At 74.3% G+C, this 21,224-nt stretch carries 23 protein-coding genes; 13 read left to right on the forward strand and 10 right to left on the reverse strand.

Features of this window, described 5'->3' with window-relative positions; all coding sequences use genetic code 11:
• The 8 genes from ACFU9E_RS06340 to ACFU9E_RS06375 form a co-directional block, all read left to right on the forward strand.
• On the forward strand, positions 1–750 hold a 750-nt coding region (locus ACFU9E_RS06340; protein ID WP_380714809.1), incomplete at its 5' end, for a hypothetical protein.
• Positions 751–1,201: 451 nt separating this feature from the next.
• On the forward strand, positions 1,202–1,459 hold the full coding sequence (locus tag ACFU9E_RS06345; protein ID WP_380685527.1) for a DUF6879 family protein: 258 nt from the start codon (positions 1,202–1,204) through the stop codon (positions 1,457–1,459).
• Positions 1,460–1,479: 20 nt separating this feature from the next.
• Entirely contained in the window at positions 1,480–2,328 is an 849-nt protein-coding gene (locus tag ACFU9E_RS06350; protein WP_380685529.1) for a helix-turn-helix domain-containing protein, read from the forward strand.
• 137 nt (positions 2,329–2,465) lie between these two features.
• Positions 2,466–2,699, forward strand: coding sequence for a hypothetical protein (locus ACFU9E_RS06355; RefSeq protein WP_380714811.1), 234 nt, complete (start codon positions 2,466–2,468; stop codon positions 2,697–2,699).
• Between the two features lie 170 nt (positions 2,700–2,869).
• Positions 2,870–3,295: a hypothetical protein gene (locus ACFU9E_RS06360; RefSeq protein WP_380685531.1), complete on the forward strand. Its 426-nt coding sequence runs from the start codon at positions 2,870–2,872 to the stop codon at positions 3,293–3,295.
• The gene (locus ACFU9E_RS06365; RefSeq protein WP_380685533.1) at positions 3,292–4,047 is read left to right on the forward strand and encodes a hypothetical protein; all 756 of its coding nucleotides are present in this window, start codon (positions 3,292–3,294) and stop codon (positions 4,045–4,047) included. Before ACFU9E_RS06360 ends, ACFU9E_RS06365 begins: the two co-directional genes overlap by 4 nt.
• Entirely contained in the window at positions 4,044–4,754 is a 711-nt protein-coding gene (locus ACFU9E_RS06370) for a hypothetical protein (protein ID WP_380685535.1), read from the forward strand. Before ACFU9E_RS06365 ends, ACFU9E_RS06370 begins: the two co-directional genes overlap by 4 nt.
• The gene (locus ACFU9E_RS06375) at positions 4,751–5,821 is read left to right on the forward strand and encodes a GNAT family N-acetyltransferase (RefSeq protein ID WP_380714813.1); all 1,071 of its coding nucleotides are present in this window, start codon (positions 4,751–4,753) and stop codon (positions 5,819–5,821) included. Before ACFU9E_RS06370 ends, ACFU9E_RS06375 begins: the two co-directional genes overlap by 4 nt.
• Positions 5,822–5,892: 71 nt before the next feature.
• Here ACFU9E_RS06375 and ACFU9E_RS06380 read toward each other — a convergent pair whose 3' ends face one another.
• The gene (locus tag ACFU9E_RS06380; RefSeq protein WP_380684412.1) at positions 5,893–6,846 is read right to left on the reverse strand and encodes a GNAT family N-acetyltransferase; all 954 of its coding nucleotides are present in this window, start codon (positions 6,844–6,846) and stop codon (positions 5,893–5,895) included.
• 136 nt (positions 6,847–6,982) lie between these two features.
• Between ACFU9E_RS06380 and ACFU9E_RS06385 the strand changes: the two genes are divergently transcribed.
• Positions 6,983–8,347: a BTAD domain-containing putative transcriptional regulator gene (locus tag ACFU9E_RS06385; RefSeq protein WP_380684413.1), complete on the forward strand. Its 1,365-nt coding sequence runs from the start codon at positions 6,983–6,985 to the stop codon at positions 8,345–8,347.
• Between the two features lie 54 nt (positions 8,348–8,401).
• On the opposite strand, the gene ACFU9E_RS06390 is transcribed toward ACFU9E_RS06385, so the two are convergent.
• The 3 genes from ACFU9E_RS06390 to ACFU9E_RS06400 all read right to left on the reverse strand — a co-directional run bounded on the left by ACFU9E_RS06390 (position 8,402) and on the right by ACFU9E_RS06400 (position 11,386).
• Positions 8,402–9,196 (reverse strand): TetR family transcriptional regulator, encoded by a 795-nt coding sequence (locus tag ACFU9E_RS06390; RefSeq protein WP_380684414.1) that lies wholly within the window; start codon positions 9,194–9,196, stop codon positions 8,402–8,404.
• 79 nt (positions 9,197–9,275) lie between these two features.
• Positions 9,276–10,424, reverse strand: a complete 1,149-nt coding sequence (locus ACFU9E_RS06395; RefSeq protein ID WP_380684415.1) for an oxidoreductase — start codon at positions 10,422–10,424, stop codon at positions 9,276–9,278.
• Positions 10,418–11,386 carry a ScbA/BarX family gamma-butyrolactone biosynthesis protein gene (locus tag ACFU9E_RS06400; protein ID WP_380684416.1) on the reverse strand — a complete coding sequence of 323 codons (969 nt, stop codon included), beginning with the start codon at positions 11,384–11,386 and terminating at the stop codon, positions 10,418–10,420. Before ACFU9E_RS06400 ends, ACFU9E_RS06395 begins: the two co-directional genes overlap by 7 nt.
• A 225-nt stretch (positions 11,387–11,611) precedes the next feature.
• Between ACFU9E_RS06400 and ACFU9E_RS06405 the strand changes: the two genes are divergently transcribed.
• Positions 11,612–12,316 (forward strand): ScbR family autoregulator-binding transcription factor, encoded by a 705-nt coding sequence (locus ACFU9E_RS06405; RefSeq protein ID WP_380684417.1) that lies wholly within the window; start codon positions 11,612–11,614, stop codon positions 12,314–12,316.
• A gap of 75 nt (positions 12,317–12,391) precedes the next feature.
• Here the strand turns inward: ACFU9E_RS06405 and ACFU9E_RS06410 are convergent, their stop codons facing one another.
• Positions 12,392–13,597: an MFS transporter gene (locus ACFU9E_RS06410; protein ID WP_380684418.1), complete on the reverse strand. Its 1,206-nt coding sequence runs from the start codon at positions 13,595–13,597 to the stop codon at positions 12,392–12,394.
• 142 nt (positions 13,598–13,739) lie between these two features.
• Between ACFU9E_RS06410 and ACFU9E_RS06415 the strand changes: the two genes are divergently transcribed.
• A complete protein-coding gene (locus ACFU9E_RS06415) occupies positions 13,740–14,072 on the forward strand; it encodes an ArsR/SmtB family transcription factor (protein ID WP_380684419.1) in 333 nt (110 codons plus the stop codon).
• Between the two features lie 83 nt (positions 14,073–14,155).
• On the opposite strand, the gene ACFU9E_RS06420 is transcribed toward ACFU9E_RS06415, so the two are convergent.
• Positions 14,156–14,794: a TetR/AcrR family transcriptional regulator gene (locus ACFU9E_RS06420; protein ID WP_380684420.1), complete on the reverse strand. Its 639-nt coding sequence runs from the start codon at positions 14,792–14,794 to the stop codon at positions 14,156–14,158.
• 185 nt (positions 14,795–14,979) lie between these two features.
• On the opposite strand from ACFU9E_RS06420, the gene ACFU9E_RS06425 reads away from it, so the two are divergent.
• Positions 14,980–15,738 (forward strand): SDR family oxidoreductase, encoded by a 759-nt coding sequence (locus ACFU9E_RS06425; protein WP_380684421.1) that lies wholly within the window; start codon positions 14,980–14,982, stop codon positions 15,736–15,738.
• Positions 15,739–15,754: 16 nt separating this feature from the next.
• Here the strand turns inward: ACFU9E_RS06425 and ACFU9E_RS06430 are convergent, their stop codons facing one another.
• A complete protein-coding gene (locus ACFU9E_RS06430; protein WP_380684422.1) occupies positions 15,755–16,621 on the reverse strand; it encodes an NAD(P)H-binding protein in 867 nt (288 codons plus the stop codon).
• Positions 16,622–16,730: 109 nt separating this feature from the next.
• Between ACFU9E_RS06430 and ACFU9E_RS06435 the strand changes: the two genes are divergently transcribed.
• Positions 16,731–17,159, forward strand: a complete 429-nt coding sequence (locus ACFU9E_RS06435) for a winged helix-turn-helix transcriptional regulator (protein WP_380684423.1) — start codon at positions 16,731–16,733, stop codon at positions 17,157–17,159.
• Between the two features lie 7 nt (positions 17,160–17,166).
• Here the strand turns inward: ACFU9E_RS06435 and ACFU9E_RS06440 are convergent, their stop codons facing one another.
• The 3 genes from ACFU9E_RS06440 to ACFU9E_RS06450 all read right to left on the reverse strand — a co-directional run bounded on the left by ACFU9E_RS06440 (position 17,167) and on the right by ACFU9E_RS06450 (position 21,083).
• Complete coding sequence (locus ACFU9E_RS06440; RefSeq protein WP_380714815.1) at positions 17,167–18,483, reverse strand: alpha/beta hydrolase family protein; 1,317 nt, start codon at positions 18,481–18,483, stop codon at positions 17,167–17,169.
• A gap of 335 nt (positions 18,484–18,818) precedes the next feature.
• Entirely contained in the window at positions 18,819–20,030 is a 1,212-nt protein-coding gene (locus ACFU9E_RS06445) for an acyl-CoA dehydrogenase family protein (protein ID WP_380689126.1), read from the reverse strand.
• A 3-nt stretch (positions 20,031–20,033) separates the two neighbouring features.
• Positions 20,034–21,083, reverse strand: a complete 1,050-nt coding sequence (locus tag ACFU9E_RS06450) for a phosphotransferase family protein (RefSeq protein WP_380689124.1) — start codon at positions 21,081–21,083, stop codon at positions 20,034–20,036.
• Positions 21,084–21,224: the final 141 nt, after the last annotated feature.

Raw genomic sequence — 21,224 nt, forward strand, 5'->3', positions numbered from 1 at the left:
ACGGACGGCCGGATCGAATTCCCCCCGTCCGGCATCAACGTCCGTAGCAACGGCGGCCAGGACTGGGGCACCATCGCCGCCGACACGGCCGACGTGAAGAGCGTGAACACCGAGTGGGTCCAAGGCCGCGACGCCACGGACGGCCGGATCGAATTCCCCCCGTCCGGCATCAACGTCCGTAGCAACGGCGGCCAGGACTGGGGCACCATCGCCGCCGACACGGCCGACGTAAAGGGCGTGAACACCCAGTGGGTCCAAGGCCGCAACGCCACGGACGGCCGGATCGAGTTCCCCCCGTCCGGCATCAACGTCCGTAGCAACGGCGGCCAGGACTGGGGCACCATCGCCGCCGACACGGCCGACGTGAAGGGCGTGAACACCCAGTGGGTCGAGGGACCGAGCGGTACGAAGAGCCGCCTCGCCTTCACCGACACGGGCGTGAAGATCACCGACCCTGACGGCCACCGCGGCACCATCGTGGCGGGCGAGACCAACGTCCGCAGCGTTGTCACCCCCTGGGTCTCGGGGCCCCAGCCCGGCGCGGGATGGATCGCGTTCCGGGTGGAAGGCGTGGACGTGATGCGGGACAGCGAGGTCTCCTTCGGTACGATCCGAGCCGCCGAGTTCGAGGAGAAGGACGGCGGGACCGGACGGCCCCTGCACCGGAGGCTCCCCCCGTACGCGTGGCCCCCGAAGTCGGACAAGCAGAAGCCCTCCACCTCCAGCAACCTGCGTGAGGATCCCGAGTAGGCGCTCAGCCTCGTTCGGCCGTCCGTGGGGCCCGCGTCTCCGGCTCGCACACGAGTGCGGCAGAGACGTGGGCCCCACGCCGAACGGCAAGGTCATGCCGTGGGACCACAGCTCACCGGCAACGACGTGAGGGGCCTGGGAGTCCAAGCACGCCTCGCGGTGGACGATCGTCCGCGCGACGCCGCAGGGCCTCGTCCGAGGGCCCGGCGGCCCGGGTCTCGCGGCGTGAGTTCCTGCGGCGTCGCGACGAGGCCGAGCGGCAGCACCAGGCCGCACCCCCAGCCGATGGCACCAAGCCCCACCCCTCGTCGTGACCGGACATCCCTCTCCGCCTCATATCTGGCGGTGCATCAGACGTGGAAAGTCCTGACAGGGGGAGCCTCCTGGGCGGAGTATGAGCACCGGTTCAGGTCTGCAACCGAGCGCAACCGGCTCGACACGGGAGGATCAGATGGCACTACGGTTCGTTGCGAAGGACGAGAAGTCGGGGGATCACGGCTCTCCCGCTGCCTCTGATCTTCTGCTGCCCGGAAACGACTTCTGGCTGTTCGACGGCAAGATCGTCCAGTTCAACATCTTCGACGGCGATGGCCGATGGGTGCACACGGATCAGAGTGACGATCCCGCTGTGGCGCGGAACTGCGCAGCGGCTTTCGACGCCGTGTGGGAGCGTGCTGTCCCTCACGAGGCATTCAGCATCGCCGAGTAGTCACCGCAGCCGGCCAGTTCATGTCCTCTTCTCCTCTCTCCAGTGCCCAAGCCGCACGGAAGGCGCTCGCCGATCAGCTCGACCGGATCCGGCGGGACGCCGGACTTTCAGGGCTTGAACTGGCCGCGCGGTGTGGGTGGCACAAGTCCAAGTCATCCCGCATCGCCCGCGGCCTGACGGTTCCCTCCGACAGCGACATCCGTGCTTGGTGCACGGCGTGCGGGTCTGCGGAAAAGGCATCGGACTTGATCGCAGCATCGCGTACCGCCGAGTCGATGTACACGCAGTGGCGAGACCTCCACCGCGACGGCATGAGGCGGGTGCATCAGAAGACGCTGCCGCTCTACCAGCGGACACGAAAGTTCAAGGTGTACGCCTCCAACGTCATGCCGGGGATGACGCAGACGGCCCCGTACGCAACCGGGCTGCTCCGTTCGATCACGACCTTCCAGGGCACCCCGGACGACGTGGAGGACGCGGTGAAGGCCCGGCTGAAGCGATCCCGTGTCCTGCACGATGCCGGCCATCAGTTCGCCCTGATCCTGGAAGAGGCCGTTCTCTACTACGGTGTCTGCGACGACGAAGCCCTTGCTGGGCAGCTTGACCACTTGCTCGGGATCTCCTCCCTCCCGAACGTTTCGGTCGGAGTCGTCCCGATTCGGGCTCGTCGAACCGTCTGGCCACTCGAAGCGTTCTACGCCTTCGACGAGAGCCTCGTGGCAGTCGAGACTTTGACGGCGGAGATCAACGTCACCGCTCCTGGCGAGATTCGCACATACCTTCGCGCCTTCGCCGAGCTGGCCAAGATCGCCGTTCACGGTACCGAAGCCCGAAGTCGAATCGCCAAGGCCCGCAGCGCTCTCGGGTGAACCTGTGCAACCGCGTGCAACTTCCTGGCACCGTCTGTAGCCGCCTCCCTACGGTCTATCACGCACCCCCGCCGCCACGGCGAAGGAGGACAGACCGATGACGAGACGCACCACCCCCCCGGGTGAACCGAGAAGTCGTGACCGAGCCCTCGGCGTCCGATTTCCCGCTGGACGACTACCGAGCGGCCAACGCGGCCGATCGCGCTCCCTCCGTGGAACGCTTTCCAGGGCGACCTGGTTCGGCGCCGCACCAACGGCTGACGGGCACCGTCGCGCAGACCCCGAGCGAGCTCGCCAACCATGCCTGGGTGACCCGGAACAGCTCCAGCGACCCCTGCCCGGGGCTGGTCCTCCTCGCGCTGTCGCGCTGATAGCGCTGATCGCCTCCGGCCGCTTCTGACCACCAACCGCGCCCTCGGGCGCCCCATGAGCCCCCGGCTCGTCGGAACGGGCCCTCCGCCGAGCCCGGGCCGCACCACCCCGCACCACTGCTCGCCCACTCCCGGGCGAGCAGAGCCAACCCGATTGATTGGAGAGGCGCATGAACACCCCCACCCTCAAGTCCGGCGTCGAGCTGGACGAGCTGGGCAAGTTCTTCACGATCGCCGCGCACCGGATCGACGCGGGCCAGACCGCGCCGGAGATGTTCTCCGCCGCCATCGACTCCGCGTGGCACACCCTCCTCGCGGACCCCGCCGCGCACCACACGTTCGCGCTCCAGCACGCCGGCCGCACGCTGGACCACGTCGAGATGAACGGTCACGGGCCCATCGCGTGGGTGGCCGCGTACGAGGACGCGTACGGGCCGCTGCCGGAGATCTGGTTCACGAACGCCGACGGCACCGTGAACACCGAAGCCCTCACGCGGTACCGGGAGAACGGGACCGTCACCGCCGAGTGGGACTGCGGCCCCAAGCCCGGCCCCGGCGACGGCGACGACCTGACCCCGGCGGCGTCCTACCTGTGATCACCACACCAGTCGACGGAGCGTCCCGGCCGACCGCCGGGGCGCTCCGCCTCGCCGAAGCCCGGACGGAGAACCCGCTCGGCGTCGACACCAACGGCTACCTCGCCGGGCTGCACGAGCACTGCCCGTTCCTCAGGCCGTCCACCCGGCGCGGCATGACCGGATGGACCGTCTACGAGATCACCCCGGGCAGCCACCGGTACGCCGTGGAGGCCGAGTTGTTCTACGCCGGGGTCCAGGCCGCGGAATGGGTCCGGCCGCTGATGGGCCGACCGTACGGTGTTCTCGCGTGCGAGAACGTGGTGCTGCTCGGGCACTGCGAAGGCGCGGACCACCGCGAACTGCTGACCTGGCCCCACTGGGCGCTGAAGAACCTCTACGCCCAAGTCGGGATCATGTTCGGCAAGTTCGCCCAGGGCGCCGTCGAGACCGGCCGGCGCGGGCAGAGCATCCCGCCGCCGCCGTTCTCGTTCCTCCCGGTACGGGCGGGCGTGCGGCCGTTGGACCCGAAGTTCCTGGAGACCACGCCCGACCTCGCGACGGCGCTGTCCGTGGCGGTCGATGACGGTCGGGACGTCTTCGAGCACATCCCTTGCGAGTGGAAGGCAGTACGAGAATGGGCGAGTTCACTTCCGTTGCCGCAGCCGCGCTTAAGGCCGCGGAGGCAGCCTGCGGACCGGTCGACCTGGAGGAGATCAGCGACCGGCGGGGCTCGGCGGTCTGGAAGGCCAGTGGTCCGCGCGGGGCGGTGAGCATCAAGCTCGGCACCGGCGAGGCCATCGAGGTCACCAGCCGCGAAGCCTCCGTGCTGGACCAGCTCCCCGGCTACACCGTGACCACCGGGCGCTTCGCCAACGGCGTCTGGTACGTCACCCCGTGGCTGGCCGGACCGTCCACCTGGGACGTCTTCCGGCCCCTGCGCAAGAAGGACGAGGGCAGGGACGACGCCCTCGCCGCCGCAGTCGACCTGTGCCGCGCCGTGGCCGACCTGCACCACGCCGGGTGGGTGCACGGGGACCTCCAACCGCAGCACGGCATCCACACCGAGCACGGCGTCCGGCTCCTCGACTTCGCCTGGTCCCGGCGACTCGCCGACACACCCTGGTCGAGGTTCGACGGCACGATGATCCACCTCACCGCGCCCGAACTGGCCGCCCGGATCATCAACGGCCCCCAGCCCGTCCGAACGACCCAGCCAGCCGACGTCTACGCCCTCGCCGCAACCCTGTGGACCTGCGCCACCGGTGCCTGGCCGCTGGACTACGAGGCCGGCGGACTCGCCAAGGACGCCCCGGTGGAGGCGAAACGCAAGGCCATCGCCCACCGTGCCGTCCCGATGGCCACCGCGACGCCCTGGCCCGCCCTCCAGGCCCGGCTGCGCTACGTCCTGCTGGCCGCCCCCGACGACCGGCCCACCGCCACCGAACTCGTCAAGCTCATCGAAGCGGTAGACGGGTGATCGAGCTACGGGAGCTGGTTCCCGGCGACGCCGAGGCCCTGCTGCGGATCTACAGCGCGGAGGCGACCAGGTACCTGGGCCGGGCACCGATGGATGCCGCCGAAGCCCGCTACTACGCCCAAAGCGCCGCCGCCCACGCAGCCCAGAACCCCCGCACGCTGTACATGCTCGGCCTCACCGTGGACGGCGACCTCGTGGGCATCGTCAAGCTGCACTGTGACCGCCCCGCCGCCACCATCAGCTACATCCTGCGCCCCGACGCCTGGGGCCGGGGCTACGCCACCGAAGGGGTTCACAAGATCCTCGCCCTGGCGTTCGGCCGCCTCGGCCTGCCGGAGGTCCACGCCAAGCACCACCCTGACAACCCGGCCTCCGGCCGCGTCCTCCTCAAAGCGGGATTCGTCCCGGCCGGCGAGCACACCGGCTGCCCGACGTACGTCGTCCGGCCCTCGCGAACGGTCGGCGGCTCCCGTCTCGAACTCGCACCCCCGACCCACAGGGACACTCCCATGAGTGCGCCTTCCCCGGTGACCAGAACCTCCTCGACGGCGCCTTCGACCGCGTCCAGGCGCTCGCCAACGGCTGATCCCCCGGCACGGGTGCTCCCCGCATCGGCCCGGGCGGGCGCGGAGTCGTCTCCGCGCCCGCCCGGGCGCTCGCGAACCCGTGCGCCGTCGCCGGTTCGGGGGATTGCGACCGGGCTTCCGGGACGGGCCGGGTGGCCGGGGAATCCATGGCCCGGAAGGGCGCCTACCGGTTGTGCGCCCTCGGAAGGGAGAACAGTCATGCGTCGTCGGATCGCCGTGGCCGGGATGCTGGCCGCCGCCGGAGCGCTCGCGCTCGCCGTGCCCGCGCAGGCGGCCACGGGGGTGCTGGTGGTGAACGGCGTGGCACAGCAGAACCCGGCATCGGGGTGTTACCCGACCCTCTCACCCGTGATCATCGAGAACCTCACGAACGCGACGGTCGACGTCTACTCCGCGCCGAACTGTCGCGGGGTGGTGACGCGGGAGGTGGCTGCCGGGATGTCCGCGGCGACGGTCGGGTTCAGCTACCTCGTCAACTGACGCCGACCTGGCGGGTGTCCGGCCGGGCGCGGAGTCGTTTCCGGGCCCGGCCGGGCCCGGCGGTACAGGGGTCAGACCGGGAGGATCAGTTCCCAGGTGTCCACGGCGAAGTGGGTCGACATCCCGTGGGCCTCGTAGAGGGCGAGGGCCCCGGTGGCGTTGGCGGTGTCGACGCCGAGGGCGACCCGGTCATGGCCGAGGGCCGCGTAGTGGCCGAAGAAGTGGCGCAGCAGGTAGCCGCCGAGGCCGCGGCCCCGGGCGGCGGGCAGGACGCCCAGGCGGTCCGCCCAGCCCTCGCCGGCGCGGTTGTCGCGGGTGCGGAGCACGGCCACGTCGCCGACGCCCTCCAGTGCGGCGATCCAGGTCAGCGACCAGTCGAGGCGGTCGCCGTCGATGTCCTCCCACCACTGCTCGAAGGTGCGCGGCCGGAAGTCGAAGTCCCCGGCGAAGGTCTCCTGTTGCAGCCGGTGGGCGGTGCGGCGGTCCTCCTCCCGGCGGCAGTCGCGCAGGGTGATGCCGGGCGGCGGCGCGGGGACGGGGTCGGCCTGGGCGTCCACCCGGCGCGCCATCACGTGGTAGCGGCGCACGCGCTCCCAGCCGCGCTCCCGGAGCGCGCCGGTGTCGAGCGTGGGCCGGGTGTTCAACAGCAGGTGCAGGACGGCGCGGGAGGCGCCGTTGGCCGCCGCCCGTTCCACCGCCCGGCGCTCCATCAGCGTGAACAGGTACTGCGCGCCGGCCTGGTACTCGGGCAGGACGTACTGGTCGAGGTCGACCCGCTCCCCGCCGGACCGGTCCCGGACGAGGCCGTAGCCGACCAGCTCCTCGCCGTCGGCGAGCAGCCAGGAGTCGTCGCGGAGGTCGACACCCGGGTGGGCCAGGTCCGCCTCGACCTCGTGCAGTTCGGTCTCGGCCCGGCCGATCTCCAGCAGGTCCACCCGGTTGAGCAGGTCACGGACGGCCGGCGCGTCGCCGGGCACGGCGCGCCGCACGGTCAGGCCGGCGGGCGGGAGGTGGGTCGTGGTCATCCTGGCGGTTCTCCTGATCGGGGGCGGTGGCCGACGGGCCGTCCGGACAGGCTGCCCCACCCGGCGTGCAAGATGCGTGCAATCGGCGCGTACGCTGCACCGGACCGTGGAGCGGGTACGACGGAGAGGGCGGCGGATGGCCGGTCGGGGATGGTGGTTCGGCGTGCTGGGGCCGCTCGCGGTGCACCACGACGGGCGGGCGCTGCCGCTGGGCGGCGCCCGGCAGCGCACGGTGCTCGCCACACTGCTGGTGGCACACGGGCGGTCGGTCCCGGTGGCGAGCCTGGTCGACAGCGTGTGGAACGGCCGGGAGCCGGCCAGCGCGGTCAACACGCTGCAGAGCTACGTCTCCCGGCTGCGCACCCTCCTGGGCGACGCCCCGGGCGGCTCCGACGGTCCCGCGCCGCGGCTGCTCGGCACGGCCGGCGGCTACCGCCTCGACCTCGGCCCGGCCGAGGGGGCGGCCGCGGACGCGGATGAGGAGGCGGTCGACGTCCACCGCTTCGAGCGGCTGGCGGCCGACGGCCGGGCGAGGCTGGCCGACGGCGACGCGCACGGCGCGCACGCACGGCTCGTCGAGGCGCTCGGCCTGTGGCGCGGGCCGGCCCTCGCGGACCTGCGCGAGGTGCCGCCGCTGCAGGCGGAGGCCGTCCGCCTGGAGGACCTCCGGCTGGCCGCCGTGGAGTCGGCGGCCGAGGCCGAACTCGCCTGCGGGCGCCCGGCGGCGGCCGTCGATCGGCTGTGGCGGGCGGCGGCCGAGCACCCGCTGCGCGAAGGCCCGCAGGCCCTGCTGATGAGCGCGCTGTACCGCACCGGGCGGCAGGCGGAGGCGCTGGCGCTCTACGGCCGGACCAGGCGGCGGCTGGTCGACGAGCTCGGCGTCGAACCGGGCGCCGGCCTCACCGCCGTCCACCGGGCCATCCTCCGCCAGGAGTTGTTGCCACCGTTGCCACCGTTGCCGCCGGACCGGGAGACCGGAGCCGCGCCGGACGCCGCCCGACACCTCTCCGGGCCCCTCGGCGGGCCGTTCGTACCGCACCGCTTCGAGGTGCCGGAGCGGCTGGAGGCGCCGGGCTTCCTGCTGCGCCCGATCACCATCCGCGACCTGGCGCAGGACCACGCGTTGGTGACCGGTTCCCGGGAGCAGCTCCGGGAGCAGTTCGGCAGCGCCTGGGACTGGCCCCCGCCGGACCTCACCGAGGAGCAGGACCTCGTCCAGCTCGCCTGGCACCAACAGGAGTTCACCCGACGGACGTCCTTCGCCCTGGCGGTGGTGTCGCCGGGCGACGGGCGTCTGCTCGGCTGCGTCCACCTCGACCCGCCGGGCGACCGGCGCAACGACGCCGATCTGTTCTTCTGGACCGGTGAGGGCCCCGGATCCGCCCTGGACCGCGAGCTGTCCACCGCCCTCGACCACTGGCTCACCACCCGCTGGCCCTGGCGGCGGGTCGCCCGGCCCGGCCGCACCGACCCCTGGCCGCCTGCGCCACCGCGCCTCTGAGCGGACGTCGGCGGCCGGACGGCACGGGCGGCGGCGGGTCGGGGGTGGGTCCGGTCAAGCGGACTGCACGGACTGCCCGGTCCGCCTGGACGGCGGCGACGGCACGGACGGCGCAGTCGCCAAGGGCGGCACGGACGCGACGGACGGCACGGCGCCGACGAACGGCCGGTCGCGGTCGGCGCCGGTCAGCGCCTCCAGCAGCAGCCGCCAGGCCGCGTCGTACGCCCCCGGTCCGGCGGCCTCCGGCGGGCCGAAGCAGACGTGCGGGGCGCCGTGCAGCACGGCCAGCAGCAGCTGGGCGACCAGCTCGGGCGGCCGGGGCGCCATGCTGCCCTCGCCCTGGGCCCGGCGGATCAGGGTCACCAGGCCGCGCTGCACGGCATCGAAGATATCCGGCCCCGCCTGCGCCGACGTGGACAACGACGTGGGCGAGGACGCGGACGACGTGGGAGCCGGAGCCGGGGCCGGGGCCGGGGCGGGCCGCAGCGGATGCGGCTGCGCCGGCTCCGGGATGTCGGTGGCCAGCCGCAGCGCCGCCCGCAGCCGGACGTCCTCCCTCAGCCGGTGCGCCAGGTCCAGCACCAGCCCCTCCAGTACGACGGCCGCCTCGGTGCCCGGGACGTCACGGGCCAGCCGCATCTCCTCCCAGACCTGGTGCGACTGCGACATCAGCGCGCCGGCGAGCGCGCGCTTGGACGCGAAGTGCCCGTACAGCGCGCCCTTGGTCATACCGGTCCGCTGCGCCACCGCGTTGAGGGTGGCGCGACTGTATCCCTGGGCGGAAAACTCCTCGGCCGCGGCGTCCAGCACCTTCTCCCTGGTCCGCTGTGCCCGCTCCTGCTTCATCATGTGCCCTCCCTGGGGAAGAACATACCTTTCTGAACGAATGTTCTCAGTGGCGGCCCCGCGCACGCCGGTTCCCCGCACATCAGGCGGGATCCGATCGGTGACCGGCCGCCATCGGGTCGGTGGCGAGGACCGTCCCGGCGTAGGCGCGCGCCGCGGCGTCGGTGTCCAGGGTGCGGTGCACCGCCACCGCCGTCGCGTCCCGCCACGCACGCTGCAGCACCGAGGCCGGGTCCTGCGCGCCGACCCCGCCCGCGAGGAACAGGGCGTCCACCGCCTCCCGGCAGAGCGCGGCGGCGGTGGTGGCGTCGCGGCGGTTCTCGGCCACCGCCAGTGCGCTCACCTCGCCGCGGTCGGCCCGGGCGGCGGCGGCGTCCAGCAGCAGCCCGGCCATCCGGACCTTGGTGGACGCCCCGGAGAGCACGGTGTGCGCGGCCGGGTGCGGAACCGCCGCGCGCCGGGCCCCGGCCGTCCACTCGCGCAGTGCCGCGCGGGCGATGCCGAGCAGCGGGGCGGCGAAGACCAGCGCCGCGACCATCGGGTACGGCACGGTGTGGCAGCGGGCCGCGTCCTGCTGCGGGACGAGCAGCGTGTCCAGGACGAGGGTGCGGTGCTCGGGCACCTGGACCGCCTCGGCGGTGACCGAGGTGCTGCCGCTGGCGCGCAGGCCGGCGGAGTGCCAGGTGTCCAGGACCGTCAGCTCGGCCCGGGGCACGGCGAGGACGCGGTGCTCGCGGGCGGATCCGCTCGCCGTCCAGGCGGCCAGCAGGATCCACTCGGCGTGGTCGGCGCCGCTCGCCAGCCGCCACAGGCCGTCCAACTGCCAGCCGTCGCCGCGACGTTCGGCCCGGCCCTGGGGCGGGACCACCGAGGCCGCGATCCGCACGTCCGGCCCGTCGCCCCACAGCTCGCGCTGTCCCGCGGGCGGGAGGTAGGCGGCCAGCCGGCCGTGCGAGCCGTAGAGCGCGGCGCACCAGGCCGCGCCCGCACAGGATTCGGCGAGCTCGGCGACGGCGGTCACGAACGGGCCGAACTCCCCCGCGGTGCCGCCCCAGCGGACCGGTACGAAGTGGCGGGGGAAGCCCGCGCTCCGGATCCCGGCGGCGACCTGCTCGGTGAGCCGCCGTTCGGCCTCCGCCGACGCGGCGTCCCGCCGGGCCAGGACGGCGAGTTCGGCGACGGCGCGGGCGTTCAGCGGGCCGGTGCCGCCGCCGTCCGGGCGGTTCAGCACGGCGCCCCCGGGCGGCGCAGCCGGGCCTCGGCGATCGGACGGCCGTCCTGGAGGGCGCGCACCCGCACGACCCCCTCCGGGGCGGGCGCGGCGAGCACGGCGATCGGCGAGCCCGGCTCCCCGAAGGCGAGGAACTCTGCGTCGAGGCCCCGGAGTTCACGGTCCGCCGCGGCGCCCGGGGTGATCGCGGCGACGGCCTGCCGGAAGGCCTCCACCAGCACCATGCCCGGCACGTGGTCCACCGCGTGGTCGAAGAGCACGGGGTGGTGCTCGAACGGCCGCAGCCACCAACGGCCGGCGCGCTCCGGATCGGCGGCGAGCAGCACGTCCTCCGGGCGCGTCTGCCCGGCCCGGGCGGCGTCCAGTGGCAGCGGGGCGGGCGGCGGTTGCTCCGGGGCGCCGGCGGCCTCGGCGGACCGTTGCCTGACGACCGCGTAGCGCTCGGGCCCCAGCACCTCCCAGCGCAGCCGGACGCGGCCGACCGGTCGTCGGCCGGCCCAGGCGACGCCCTCCAGGGCGAACCGCTCCCGGCCGGGCGAGGGCCGCCGCGGAGCGAGGAGCCGGCAGTCCAGGTCGAGGCCGACGTCCAGGCCGTCCGGACCGGCCGGGGGCAGCGGCCGGTCGAGGTCGACGGCGAGGCCGTGGAGGACGAAGGGATGTCCGTAGGTGCTGCCGTGGAAGCGGTGGGCCAGGTGGATCGCGGTCTGGCGGACGGTCTCGGCGAGCAGCACCGGGTCGGCGCCCGGGCCGCCCCGGCGGCCGAGGTGGTGGTCGCGACTCCAGCGTGCCGCGACGGCGAAGCGCCCCTCCCCCAGCCGCGCCGAGTCGGTCAGCAGGACCTCGGCGTCCGCCGCCTTGTGCACCGCCTCGCGCGGTAGGTGCCGGTCGAAGCGTAAGCCCCGCCACCCTTCCCGGAGCTCCGGCCGGTGCTGCGCGGACACAACCGATGACAGAACATTCATGATTTCTCCCTCCCCCACGGTCGCGGAGGCCGCAGCGGGCCCGCTACATTGCGGTGCCCCGACCGGTGCGACGGCTCAGGAACATACCTTCTGGAAGGTTTACCGTCGAGCCGGAGTTTCCCGCCACCATGTCCAAATCACCCTGACCAAGGCTGAGTTGAGAACGCCCGCCCCCCGGGGCCCCACCCCGACTCCCCCATACCCCCCACCCCCGAGGAGCCGACCATGCCCGAGCCCGACCCGGCCGCCCCGTTCCGGGTGCGGCCCATCGTCACCCGGCGGGGCCCCGATCCCAAACAGGACCGGGCGGCCCGCACCAAGCTGTTGGTGCTCACCGCCGCCGCCGAGCTGTTCGCGGCCCGGGGTTTCCGCCACACCGCGGTGAAGGACGTGGCGGAGCGGGTGGAGATGACCAAGGGCGCCGTCTACTTCCACTTCCCGACCAAGGAGGCCCTGGCGGTGGCCGTGGTCGAGCAGCACTACGCGCGCTGGCCGGCGCTGCTGACGGAGGTCACCGCCGAGGGCCACGGGCCGCTGGAGACCGCGGCGCGCCTGCTGGCGGGGGCGGCGACGGCCTTCCGGGACGACATCGTCGTCCAGGCGGGCGCCCGGCTGCAGATCGAACGGCCGCAGATCGACGCCGAGTTGCCGACGCCCTACGTGGACTGGACCCAGCTGCTGGCCACCCTGCTGGTCCGCGCCGAGGAGGCGGGCGAGCTGCGCGCGGGGGTCTCCCCGCAGGCGGCGGCGCGCTCGCTGGTGGCCGCGTTCTTCGGCACCCAGCACATCTCGGACGTCCTGCACGAGCGGACCGACGTCGTCGAACGCTGGTCGGAGACGGCCGAGTTGCTGTTCCGGGCGATCGGCGCGGCCCCGGCGGCCCCGGTCGTCCCGGCAGTCCCGACGGCCCCGACGACGCCGGTGTCGTGACCGCCGCTCCGTGAGCCCCGGCCGCGCGACGCGGGCCCACCGGAGTCACCGGCGGGCCCGCACCGTCCACCCGGGCTACCGCACCGCCACCCGGGACCGCTTCGCGGCGGGCGCCGCGACAGCCCCGACCCCGGCCGCGCCGGGCCCCGTGCCGCGCGTGGTGGCCCAGGCCGTGGCGGCGGCCACCAGGGTGAGCACGGTCGCCGCGAGCGGGAACCAGCGCCCGCCGAACAGGGCGATCGCGGCGCTGCCGACGCCGCCGCCCGCTGCCGTGCCCAGGTAGAGGGCGCTGCTGTTGAGCGAGATCAGCAGCTGGGCGTTGCCCGGGTCCAGCGAGGCGAGCCGGTGCGGCAGGGCGACCGAGACCGCCCACCCGGCCAGCGGGGTGACCACCGCGTAGGCGAGCGCACCGGCCATCGAGCGCCCGGCCCAGGGCAGCGCGGCGAACGCGCCCGCCGCCACCGTGCTGCCGACCAGCAGCACCCGCCGGACACCGACCCGGTCCACCAGCCGCCCGCCCAGCCAGCTGCCCGCCACCGAGGCGACACCCGAGACCAGCAGCACCAGGCTCAATCGCTCCGCCCGCCCGCCGGTGGCCGGGGCGACCGCGGTGGCCAGGTAGATGTAGACGGACTGGAAGGCGAGGAAGAACACCAGGGTGGTCAAGGCGGCGCCGAGCACCCGCCGGTCGCGCAGCGGCGCCAGCCGGTCCCGCAGACCGGGTGCGGCGGCCGACACCGGCAGCTCTCGCAGCAGCAGCGCCAGCCCGGCCAGGGCGGCCGCGCTCAGCACCGTCACCAGCCACATCGTCAGCCGCCAGTCGGTGCGCCCGACCCAGGTGCCGAGCGGCACGCCGAGCGCGGTGGCGACCGTCATGCCGCCGAGCACGGTGGCCAGCGCCCGGCCGCGCCGCTCGGGGGCGACCAGGGTGGTGGCGACGGCGTTCGCGGTCGGGGTGTAGAGCGCGGCGCCCGCGGCGGCCAGCACCCGGGTGGCCAGCAGTGCCTCGTACGAGGGGGCGAGGGCGCTGAGCGCGTTGGCGACACCGAAGACGGTGAGCGCGGTGAGCAGCAGGCGGCGGCGCGGCCAGCGGGCGGTGAGGGCGGCGAGCGGCGGGGCGAGCAGCGCGTAGCCGAGGGCGAAGACGGTCACCAGCTGGCCGGCGGCGGTGACCGAGACGCCGAGGTCGTCGGCGACCGGGCCGAGGATGCCGGCGGTGACCATGGTGTCGGTGCCGACGGCGAAGGTGCCGAGGGCGAGCAGGAGCAGGCGGACGGGCACGTCGATCCCCCCAAGGAGCGGACATTGTTGGACGTGAGGGCAACAGTTGGATGCTCGCCAAACAGTACGGATTGGTGGATGATTGTCAAACCGTTCCGTTCGCGCACCAACCCCGCGCCCGATCCCGAGGAGGCCGCCTGCCATGTCCGACGACGAGCGGCTGCCCCAGCCCGCCCCTGCCGAGATCGACCTGGTCACCGTGCTGCACGCGCTCGGCGACCCGGTCCGGATGCGGCTGCTGACCAGCTACGCGGACGGCGCCGAGCACTCCTGCGACCCCCGCCACCTCGGCCTGGAACACCTGCACAAGTCGACCGTCTCGCACCACATGCGGGTGCTCCGCGAGGCCGGCGTCACCACCACCCGGGTCGCCGGGCGCAACCGGTACGTCTCGCTGCGCCGCGCCGACCTCGACGCGCGCTTCCCCGGCCTGCTCGCCGCCCTGCTCGCCGCCGCCCCGGACCCGGAACGCTGAACGGCGGCGCCGTCCGGACCCCCGCGAACTCGTCGCGCGGTCCGGACGGCACCGCCGCCAGGAGGGGCCGGCCGACCCCTCGATCAGCGCGCCGCGCCCGGCGCCCCCAGCATCCGGAGCACCAGCTCGCCGTAGCGACGGCCGAGTTCCTCCGGCGTCTCGCTGCTGCGGTCGGTGTACCAGCGGGACACGTCGATGCCCAGCGAGGTGACCGCGCGGGCGGCCGTACGCACCTCGGCGACCTCGAAGGCGCCGGCCGTCACGCCCGCCTCGATCAGCGCGCTGACCTCGCGCTCGATGTCCAGGCGCAGCGCCGCGACCACCCCGTAGGCGTCCTGCGGGAGCGCGTGCAGCTCGTAGTTGACCACCCGGCCGACCGTCCGCGCCCGGGCGTGCCAGGTGGTGAACTCCTCGACCAGGCACCGCATCCGGGTCACCGGGTCGCCCTCGCCGGCCGCCGCCGTCCGGACCAGTTCGAGCGTCGCGGCGTGCCCGGCCCGGCTGATCTCGGCCAGCAGGGCCGCCTTGGACGGGTAGTGGATGTACAGAGCGGCCGGGCTCATCCCGGCGGCGGTGGCGATGTCCCGGGTGGTGGTGGCGTGGAAGCCGCGCTCGGCGAAGGACTCCACGGCGGCCTGGAGCAGCCGGTACGCCGCCTCCGGGCGGGCGTCGGCGCCGCCGGGCAGGGTGGGCCAGAGGTCGGCGATGGGCGTGCTGGTCATGGCGCCATCCTCGCAGATCGGTCGCCCGGGCAGGCGTACGGGCGTTCGGCCCGCGGGCCGCCGCGGGCTGTTGACAGGGTCCCGCACCGCCACCATGCTGAGCAAGCGCTTAGTCAGCACGGCCAGCATCGCCAGCACAGTCAGCTCAGTCGGGATCAATCGGGATCAGTCGGGAAAGGACCCCCGTGGTGAACTCCTTCAAGGGCCGGGTGGCCGTCGTCACCGGATCGAGCCGGGGCATCGGGCTCGGCATCGCACGCGAGCTGATCGCCCGGGGGGCGAAGGTCTGCCTGACCGCCCGAACCCCGGAACCGCTCGCCGAGGCGGTCCGGGACCTCGGCGGCCCGGAGGTGGCCATCGGTGTCGCCGGCCGCGCCGACGACCCGGCCCACCAGGAGGAGGCCGTCACCCGCACCCTGGAGTCGTTCGGCCGGCTCGACCACCTGGTCAACAACACCGGCATCAACCCCGTCCACGGCCCGGTGCTGACCGTCGACGAGGCCGCCGCCGCCAAGATCCTCGCCGTCAACGTGCTCGCCCCGCTGGCCTGGACCCGCCGCGCGCACGCCGCCTGGATGGGCGGGCACGGCGGCTCGGTGGTCAACGTCGCCTCCGTCGCCGGGATCCGCGCCTCGCTCGGCATCGGCATGTACGGGATCTCCAAGGCCGCCCTGATCCGGCTCACCGCCGAACTCGCCGCAGAGCTGGGCGGCCAGGGCATCCGGGTCAACGCCGTCGCCCCCGCCGTGGTCAAGACGAAGTTCGCCGAGGCCCTGTACGAGGGCCGCGAGGAGCAGGTCGCCGCCGCCTACCCGCTGGGCCGGCTCGGCGTGCCCGAGGACGTCGCGGGCGCCGTCGCCTTCCTGCTCTCCCCCGACGCCGCGTGGATCACCGGCCAGACCGTGGTGGTGGACGGCGGCGTGACCCTCGGCGGCGGCCTCTGACCGACGACCGGGGGGGTCACCAGGCGGCGTCGGCGCCGGCGGTGATGACGTCCAGGGCCGGGCGCGGGGCGCGGCCGAGCAGCGTGGCGAGGTCGCCGGGCCCGCCCGGTCCGGCCAGGAAGCCGTGGGCGATCGCCGAGCAGGTGCCCGCGAGCATCGGGACCTGGAAGGCCTCGGCGCCGGAGGCCGCGACCGCCGCCCGCGCGCCGGCGAGGGTGCCCGGGCGGTACTCGACCGTGCGGCCGGTGCTCCGGGTGAGCGCGGCGGCGATCTCGGCGCCGCCCACCGCCTCCTCGCCGACCAGCTCGTAGACCCGGCCCGCGTGCCCGGCCGGTGCCAGGGCCACCTCGGCCGCGACCTCGGCGAGGTCCGCCCGGGCCACCGCCGCGAGCCGGCCGTCTCCCAGCGGGGCGGTGATCACGCCGTCGGCGTCCGGCCGGGCCAGGAAGCCGAGGAGTTCCGCGTACAGGCCGTTGCGCAGGACCGTCCAGCACAGCGTGGCCGACGCGCGCAGCCGCCGCTCGGTCCAGCGGTGGGCGAGCGCGTAGGCGAGGTGGTCGCCGTCGCCGGAGAGGCTGGTGTAGACGACGTGCTCGACGCCCGCGCGTTCGGCCGCCTCGATCGCGGCCCGGTGCCGGGCGATCACCACGTCGTCCTCGCCGTAGCCGGCCGAGATCAGCAGCAGCGTTCGCACGCCGGTGAAGGCCGCGTCCAACGTCTCCGGCCGGTCGAAGTCCACCGCCCGCACCGGGACGCCGGTCCTCGGCGCCCGCTCCGGTGTACGGCTGCCCGCCAGCACGCCGTCCGGGCCACCGGGCCGGGCGGCCAGCCGCTCCAGCACCAGCGATCCGAGACCGCCGTTGACACCCGTGACCAGCAGCATGATTCCTCCAGGAACAGGGCGCGGGGAGTCGGTACCGGGCCGCCGCCCTGCTCAGCGGCCCGGGGACCATCCTGGGTACCCTGGCCGTCCGGCATAAGGAGGCACTTCGATGTCAGTGGGGCACACCGCGGTAACCACCCCGGCCGCCGCCGACCGTCCGGTGGTCTGGTGCGAGGACGGCGTGGACTGCGGCATCCGCGACCTGCTGAACCGGCTCGGCGACCGGTGGTCGGTCCTGGTGCTGGTCGAACTCGCCCAGGGGGTGCGGCGCTTCCGCGAGCTGCAACGCGCCGTGCCGGGGATCTCGCAGCGGATGCTGACCCTCACGGTGCGCCGCCTGGAACGCGACGGCCTGCTCACCCGCACCGTGCACCCGACGATCCCGCCGCAGGTGGAGTACGAGCTGACTCCGCTCGGGCACAGCCTGACCCACCTGGTGCGGGCGATGGCCGACTGGTCCTACGACCACCACGACGCGATCGCCGACTCCCGGCGGGCCTGGGACGCGGCCAACCCCGAGTCGGAGCTCGCGAGGTAACGGTGCGTCAGCCTTCGTAGCGGATCTCCGGGAAGCGCGGCGAGGGCCCGTCCAGCAGGTGGTCGTCGTGGCCGCGCAGCCAGCGGTCGAAGAAGGAGCCGACGTAGGCGCGGGTGGCGAGCACCGCCCGCTCCGGCCGGACGTCGCCGATGTCGCCGCGCACGGCCTCCTGCGGCACCGCGCCCTGGCGGGCGAGCTGCGGCAGCAGCGCCTGCGCGTCGGTGTACGAGCCGTGCCGGGAGCGGAGCAGGGTGACGTCCGCCTTCCAGCCGCGGGTGTGCTGCCAGAAGGCGGCCCAGCCGGGTTGGGCGGTGTAGGGGCCGGAGTCCGCGTTCTCGGTGCCCATCAGCAGGAACGGGCGGTCCAGGCCGTCCTCGGCGACACTGCTCAGCCGCACCCCGGTGCCGTCGGGGCCGGGGTAGTGCAGCTGGCCGTCCAGGTTCACACCGGCCTTGATCCGGGGGTCGTCGTGCATCGTCTGGGCGGCGGTGAAGCCGCCGGCGGAGTGGCCGGCCATACCGATCCGGTCGAGGTCCAGCGAGCCGGCCAGGGCCGCCGGGAGCCGGCCGTCGGTGCGCAGCGCGGCCAGCTCGTCCAGGACGAAGCGGGTGTCGGCGACCCGGACGGCCTGCGCCTCGCGGAGTAGCGCCCCGATGTCCAGGCCGGGCTGGGCGGCCAGCGCGGGGAACACCGAGGTGGCCAGGCGCCCGTCCGGGAAGGCCACCTCGGAGGCCTCGTAGGGGTGGTCGACGGTGACCACGACGTAGCCGCGCGAGGCGAGGTCCTCGACCAGGCCGGTCCCCCAGGTGCGGGGGTCGCCGAGCCCGGCGGACCAGAGCACCACCGGGCGCGGTCCGGCGCCGAGCAGCGGCGGGGCGTCGGGGCGGGCGTGGGTGCGGACCCACGTCCAGTCGGTGCGGTCCGGCAGCGCGCCGTAGTTGAAGACGGCAGCGCCCTGCGGACCACCGAAGTGCCGGCCGGCGCGCGGCACCATGTAGGGCGCGCGCTCCCTCTCGTGCGCCGGTCGGGTGGCCGGGTACCAGAGGCTGATCATCAGCTCGCGGGGGTGCCCCGGCTGCCAGGGGTCCTCCCGGCCGGTGTCGACGAGGCGCAGCGCGGTGGTGCCGACCGGATAGGGGCCGGTGGGCCGCGGCAGGGCGGCCCGGGCCAGGCCCCGGCGCTCCGCGACGGCCGGGGCGGCGGAGGCCGGCACGGCCGTCGCCCCGGCCGCGCCCAGTACCGTGGTCGCCGCCAGGGCGACGGCGACACCCCTGCGCAGGCCCCGCAGGCCCCGTGTGTCCTGTCCCCGGCCGCGCTCGCCCATGGTCCCCGCCTCCCCGTCCTTCGGTGCGACGGCCCGCCGCCCACCGGCCGGCCCGTACGGCGAAGGTACGGGCCGGACCGGTGCTCGGACGTCATACCGCAGTGCCAACCCACCGGGTGCTACCCGGGTATGACCCGGCCGGTGGTGTCGGACCCGGGCGCCACCCGGGCGCCGGGAGCCGAGCCGTGACGGGGGCCCAGCCGTGACGGGGCTTCGACGGCGGTCGCAGGGCTTCAGCAGTGGCAGGGCTTCAGCGGTGGCAGGGCTTCAGCGGTGGCAGGGCTTCAGCGGTGGCAGGGCTTCAGCGGTGGCAGGGCTTCAGCGATGGCGGGGCTTCAGCGATGGCGGCGCAGCTCGTGCCGGGCCAGCGAGCGCTTGTGCACCTCGTCCGGCCCGTCCGCCAGCCGGATCGTGCGGCTGAACGCCCACAGCGTGGCGAGCGGGGTGTCCTGGCTGACGCCGGCCGCGCCGTGCGCCTGGACGGCCTTGTCCAGAATCCATTCGACGGTGCGGGGGGTGGCGATCTTGATGGCCTGGATCTCGGTGTGCGCGCCCCGGTTGCCGACGGTGTCCATCAGCCAGGCGGTCTTGAGCACCAGCAGCCGCAGCTGCTCGATGCGGACCCGGGATTCGGCGATCCAGTCCTGGATCACGCCCTGGTCGGCGAGCGGCGCGCCGAACGCCGTGCGGTCCAGGACGCGCCGGCAGGTCAGCTCCAGCGCGCGCTCGGCGATGCCGATCAGCCGCATGCAGTGGTGGATCCGGCCCGGGCCGAGCCGGGCCTGGGCGATGGCGAAGCCGGAGCCCTCCTCACCGATCAGGTTCCCCGCCGGGACCCGGACGTCCTCGAAGGTGATCTCGGCGTGGCCGCCGTGGTCGGCGTCGTCGTAGCCGAACACGGTCATGCCGCGCCGCACGGCCACCCCGGGGGTGTCGCGCGGCACCAGGATCATGCTCTGCTGCCGGTGCTTCTCCGCCCCGGGGTCGGTCTTGCCCATCACGATGAGGATCCGGCAGTCCGGGTTCATCGCGCCGCTGATGTACCACTTGCGGCCGTTGACCACGTACTCGTCGCCGTCCCGCTCGATCCGGGTGGCGATGTTGGCGGCGTCGGAGGAGGCGACCTCGGGTTCGGTCATCGCGAAGGCGGAGCGGATCCGGGCGTCCAGCAGCGGTTCCAGCCAGCGTTCGCGCTGCTCGGCGCTGCCGAACTCGGCGAGCAGCTCCATGTTCCCGGTGTCGGGGGCGGCGCAGTTGAGGGCGGGCGGGGCGAGGTGCGGGCTGCGGCCGGTGATCTCGGCGAGCGGGGCGTACTGGAGGTTGGTCAGCCCGGCGCCGTGCTCGCCCGGCAGGAAGAGGTTCCACAGCCCCTGTCTGCGCGCCTCGACCCTGAGGTCGGCGATCACCGCCGGCACCTCCCAGACGGGCCGCGCGGGGTCGGCGAGCTGGGCGGCCAGCACCGGTTCGGCGGGGTGGACGTGCCGCTCCATGAACGCGGTGAGCCGCTCGCGCAGTTCGAGGGTGCGCCGGTCGTAGGCGAAGTCCATCGGTCAGTGTCCCTTCAGCGTGGCGAGGCCGTGCTCGACGAGGAGCGGCGCCATGGTGGCGGCGCGTTCGAAACCGGCTCCGAGGGTGCGGCCCTGGCGGTAGCGGTAGTGGATGCCCTCGGCGACGACGGCGAGCTTGTAGCAGGCGAAGGCGACGTACCAGTCGAGCGCGGCGGCGTCCCGGCCGGTCGACTCGGCGTAGCGGGCGACGAGTTCGGCACTGCGCGGGAAGCCGGGGGCGGTCGCGGCGGAGGGGATGAGGCCGCCGCCGACGCCGGCCAGCTCGGTGTACATCACCAGCAGCCCGACGTCGGTGAGCGGGTCGCCGAGCGTGGACATCTCCCAGTCCAGGACGGCGACGACGGCGTCCCGTCCGTCGCGCTCGGCGACCAGCACGTTGTCCAGCCGGTAGTCGCCGTGCACCAGCGCCGGCGCCGGGGAGTCCGGCCGGGTGGCGGCGAGCAGTTGGTGCAGCCGGTCGATCCCGGGCAGCTCGCGGCATCGCGAGGCGTCCAACTGGGCCGACCAGCGCCGCAGTTGCCGTTCCAGATAGCCCTCAGGCCGGCCGAAGTCGGCAAGCCCGACGGCTGCCGGATCGATCCGGCGCAGGGCGGCGAGGGTGTCCACCAGGGCCTCGCCGATGCCGCGCACCCGGCGCTCGCCGAGCGCGGCGAGGGCGTCGGCCTCCCGGTGCACGGTGCCGGGCACGTACGCCATCAGGTACCAGGGCGCGCCGAGCACCTCCGTCCCGGGGTCGAGGTGGACGGTGGCGGGCACCGGCACACCGGTGTCGCGCAGCGCGGTCATCACCCGGTACTCGCGGCCCATGTCGTGCGCGGTGGCGAGCACGTGCCCGAGCGGGGGCCGGCGCAGCACCCAGACGGTGGCGCCGTCGGTGAGCCGGTAGCTGAGGTTGGAGCGGCCGCCCTCGATCAGCTCGGCGCGCAGCGGGCCGGCGACGGTGCCGGGGAGCTCGCGGTCGAGGTGGGCGCGCAACCGCTCCAGGTCCGGCCCGGGCGGGGCGACGGGGGGCTCCGGCAGGGTCTCGGCCACGGGCACTCTCCATTCGTCGACCGGCGGCGCCGTCGTTGACTAAGCGCTTGCTTAGCATTCAGCCGACGGCGGCGCCCTGTCAATCCCCGCCGACACCTCGCGGCGGCTCCCGAAGCCTCCCGGTGTCTCGCGGTGCCCGCC

Source organism: Kitasatospora sp. NPDC057595, assembly GCF_042800875.1.
GTDB lineage: Bacteria > Actinomycetota > Actinomycetes > Streptomycetales > Streptomycetaceae > Kitasatospora.

What these genes read in the sequence shown, in the direction of transcription:
- ACFU9E_RS06345 (WP_380685527.1), top strand. Translation starts at nt 1,202, where the DNA reads ATGGCACTACGGTTCGTTGCGAAGGACGAGAAGTCGGGGGATCACGGC.
- ACFU9E_RS06350 (WP_380685529.1), top strand. Translation starts at nt 1,480, where the DNA reads ATGTCCTCTTCTCCTCTCTCCAGTGCCCAAGCCGCACGGAAGGCGCTC.
- ACFU9E_RS06360 (WP_380685531.1), top strand. Translation starts at nt 2,870, where the DNA reads ATGAACACCCCCACCCTCAAGTCCGGCGTCGAGCTGGACGAGCTGGGC.
- ACFU9E_RS06380 (WP_380684412.1), bottom strand. Translation starts at nt 6,846, where the DNA reads ATGACCACGACCCACCTCCCGCCCGCCGGCCTGACCGTGCGGCGCGCC.
- ACFU9E_RS06385 (WP_380684413.1), top strand. Translation starts at nt 6,983, where the DNA reads ATGGCCGGTCGGGGATGGTGGTTCGGCGTGCTGGGGCCGCTCGCGGTG.
- ACFU9E_RS06390 (WP_380684414.1), bottom strand. Translation starts at nt 9,196, where the DNA reads ATGATGAAGCAGGAGCGGGCACAGCGGACCAGGGAGAAGGTGCTGGAC.
- ACFU9E_RS06400 (WP_380684416.1), bottom strand. Translation starts at nt 11,386, where the DNA reads ATGAATGTTCTGTCATCGGTTGTGTCCGCGCAGCACCGGCCGGAGCTC.
- ACFU9E_RS06405 (WP_380684417.1), top strand. Translation starts at nt 11,612, where the DNA reads ATGCCCGAGCCCGACCCGGCCGCCCCGTTCCGGGTGCGGCCCATCGTC.
- ACFU9E_RS06415 (WP_380684419.1), top strand. Translation starts at nt 13,740, where the DNA reads ATGTCCGACGACGAGCGGCTGCCCCAGCCCGCCCCTGCCGAGATCGAC.
- ACFU9E_RS06420 (WP_380684420.1), bottom strand. Translation starts at nt 14,794, where the DNA reads ATGACCAGCACGCCCATCGCCGACCTCTGGCCCACCCTGCCCGGCGGC.
- ACFU9E_RS06430 (WP_380684422.1), bottom strand. Translation starts at nt 16,621, where the DNA reads ATGCTGCTGGTCACGGGTGTCAACGGCGGTCTCGGATCGCTGGTGCTG.
- ACFU9E_RS06435 (WP_380684423.1), top strand. Translation starts at nt 16,731, where the DNA reads ATGTCAGTGGGGCACACCGCGGTAACCACCCCGGCCGCCGCCGACCGT.
- ACFU9E_RS06440 (WP_380714815.1), bottom strand. Translation starts at nt 18,483, where the DNA reads ATGGGCGAGCGCGGCCGGGGACAGGACACACGGGGCCTGCGGGGCCTG.
- ACFU9E_RS06445 (WP_380689126.1), bottom strand. Translation starts at nt 20,030, where the DNA reads ATGGACTTCGCCTACGACCGGCGCACCCTCGAACTGCGCGAGCGGCTC.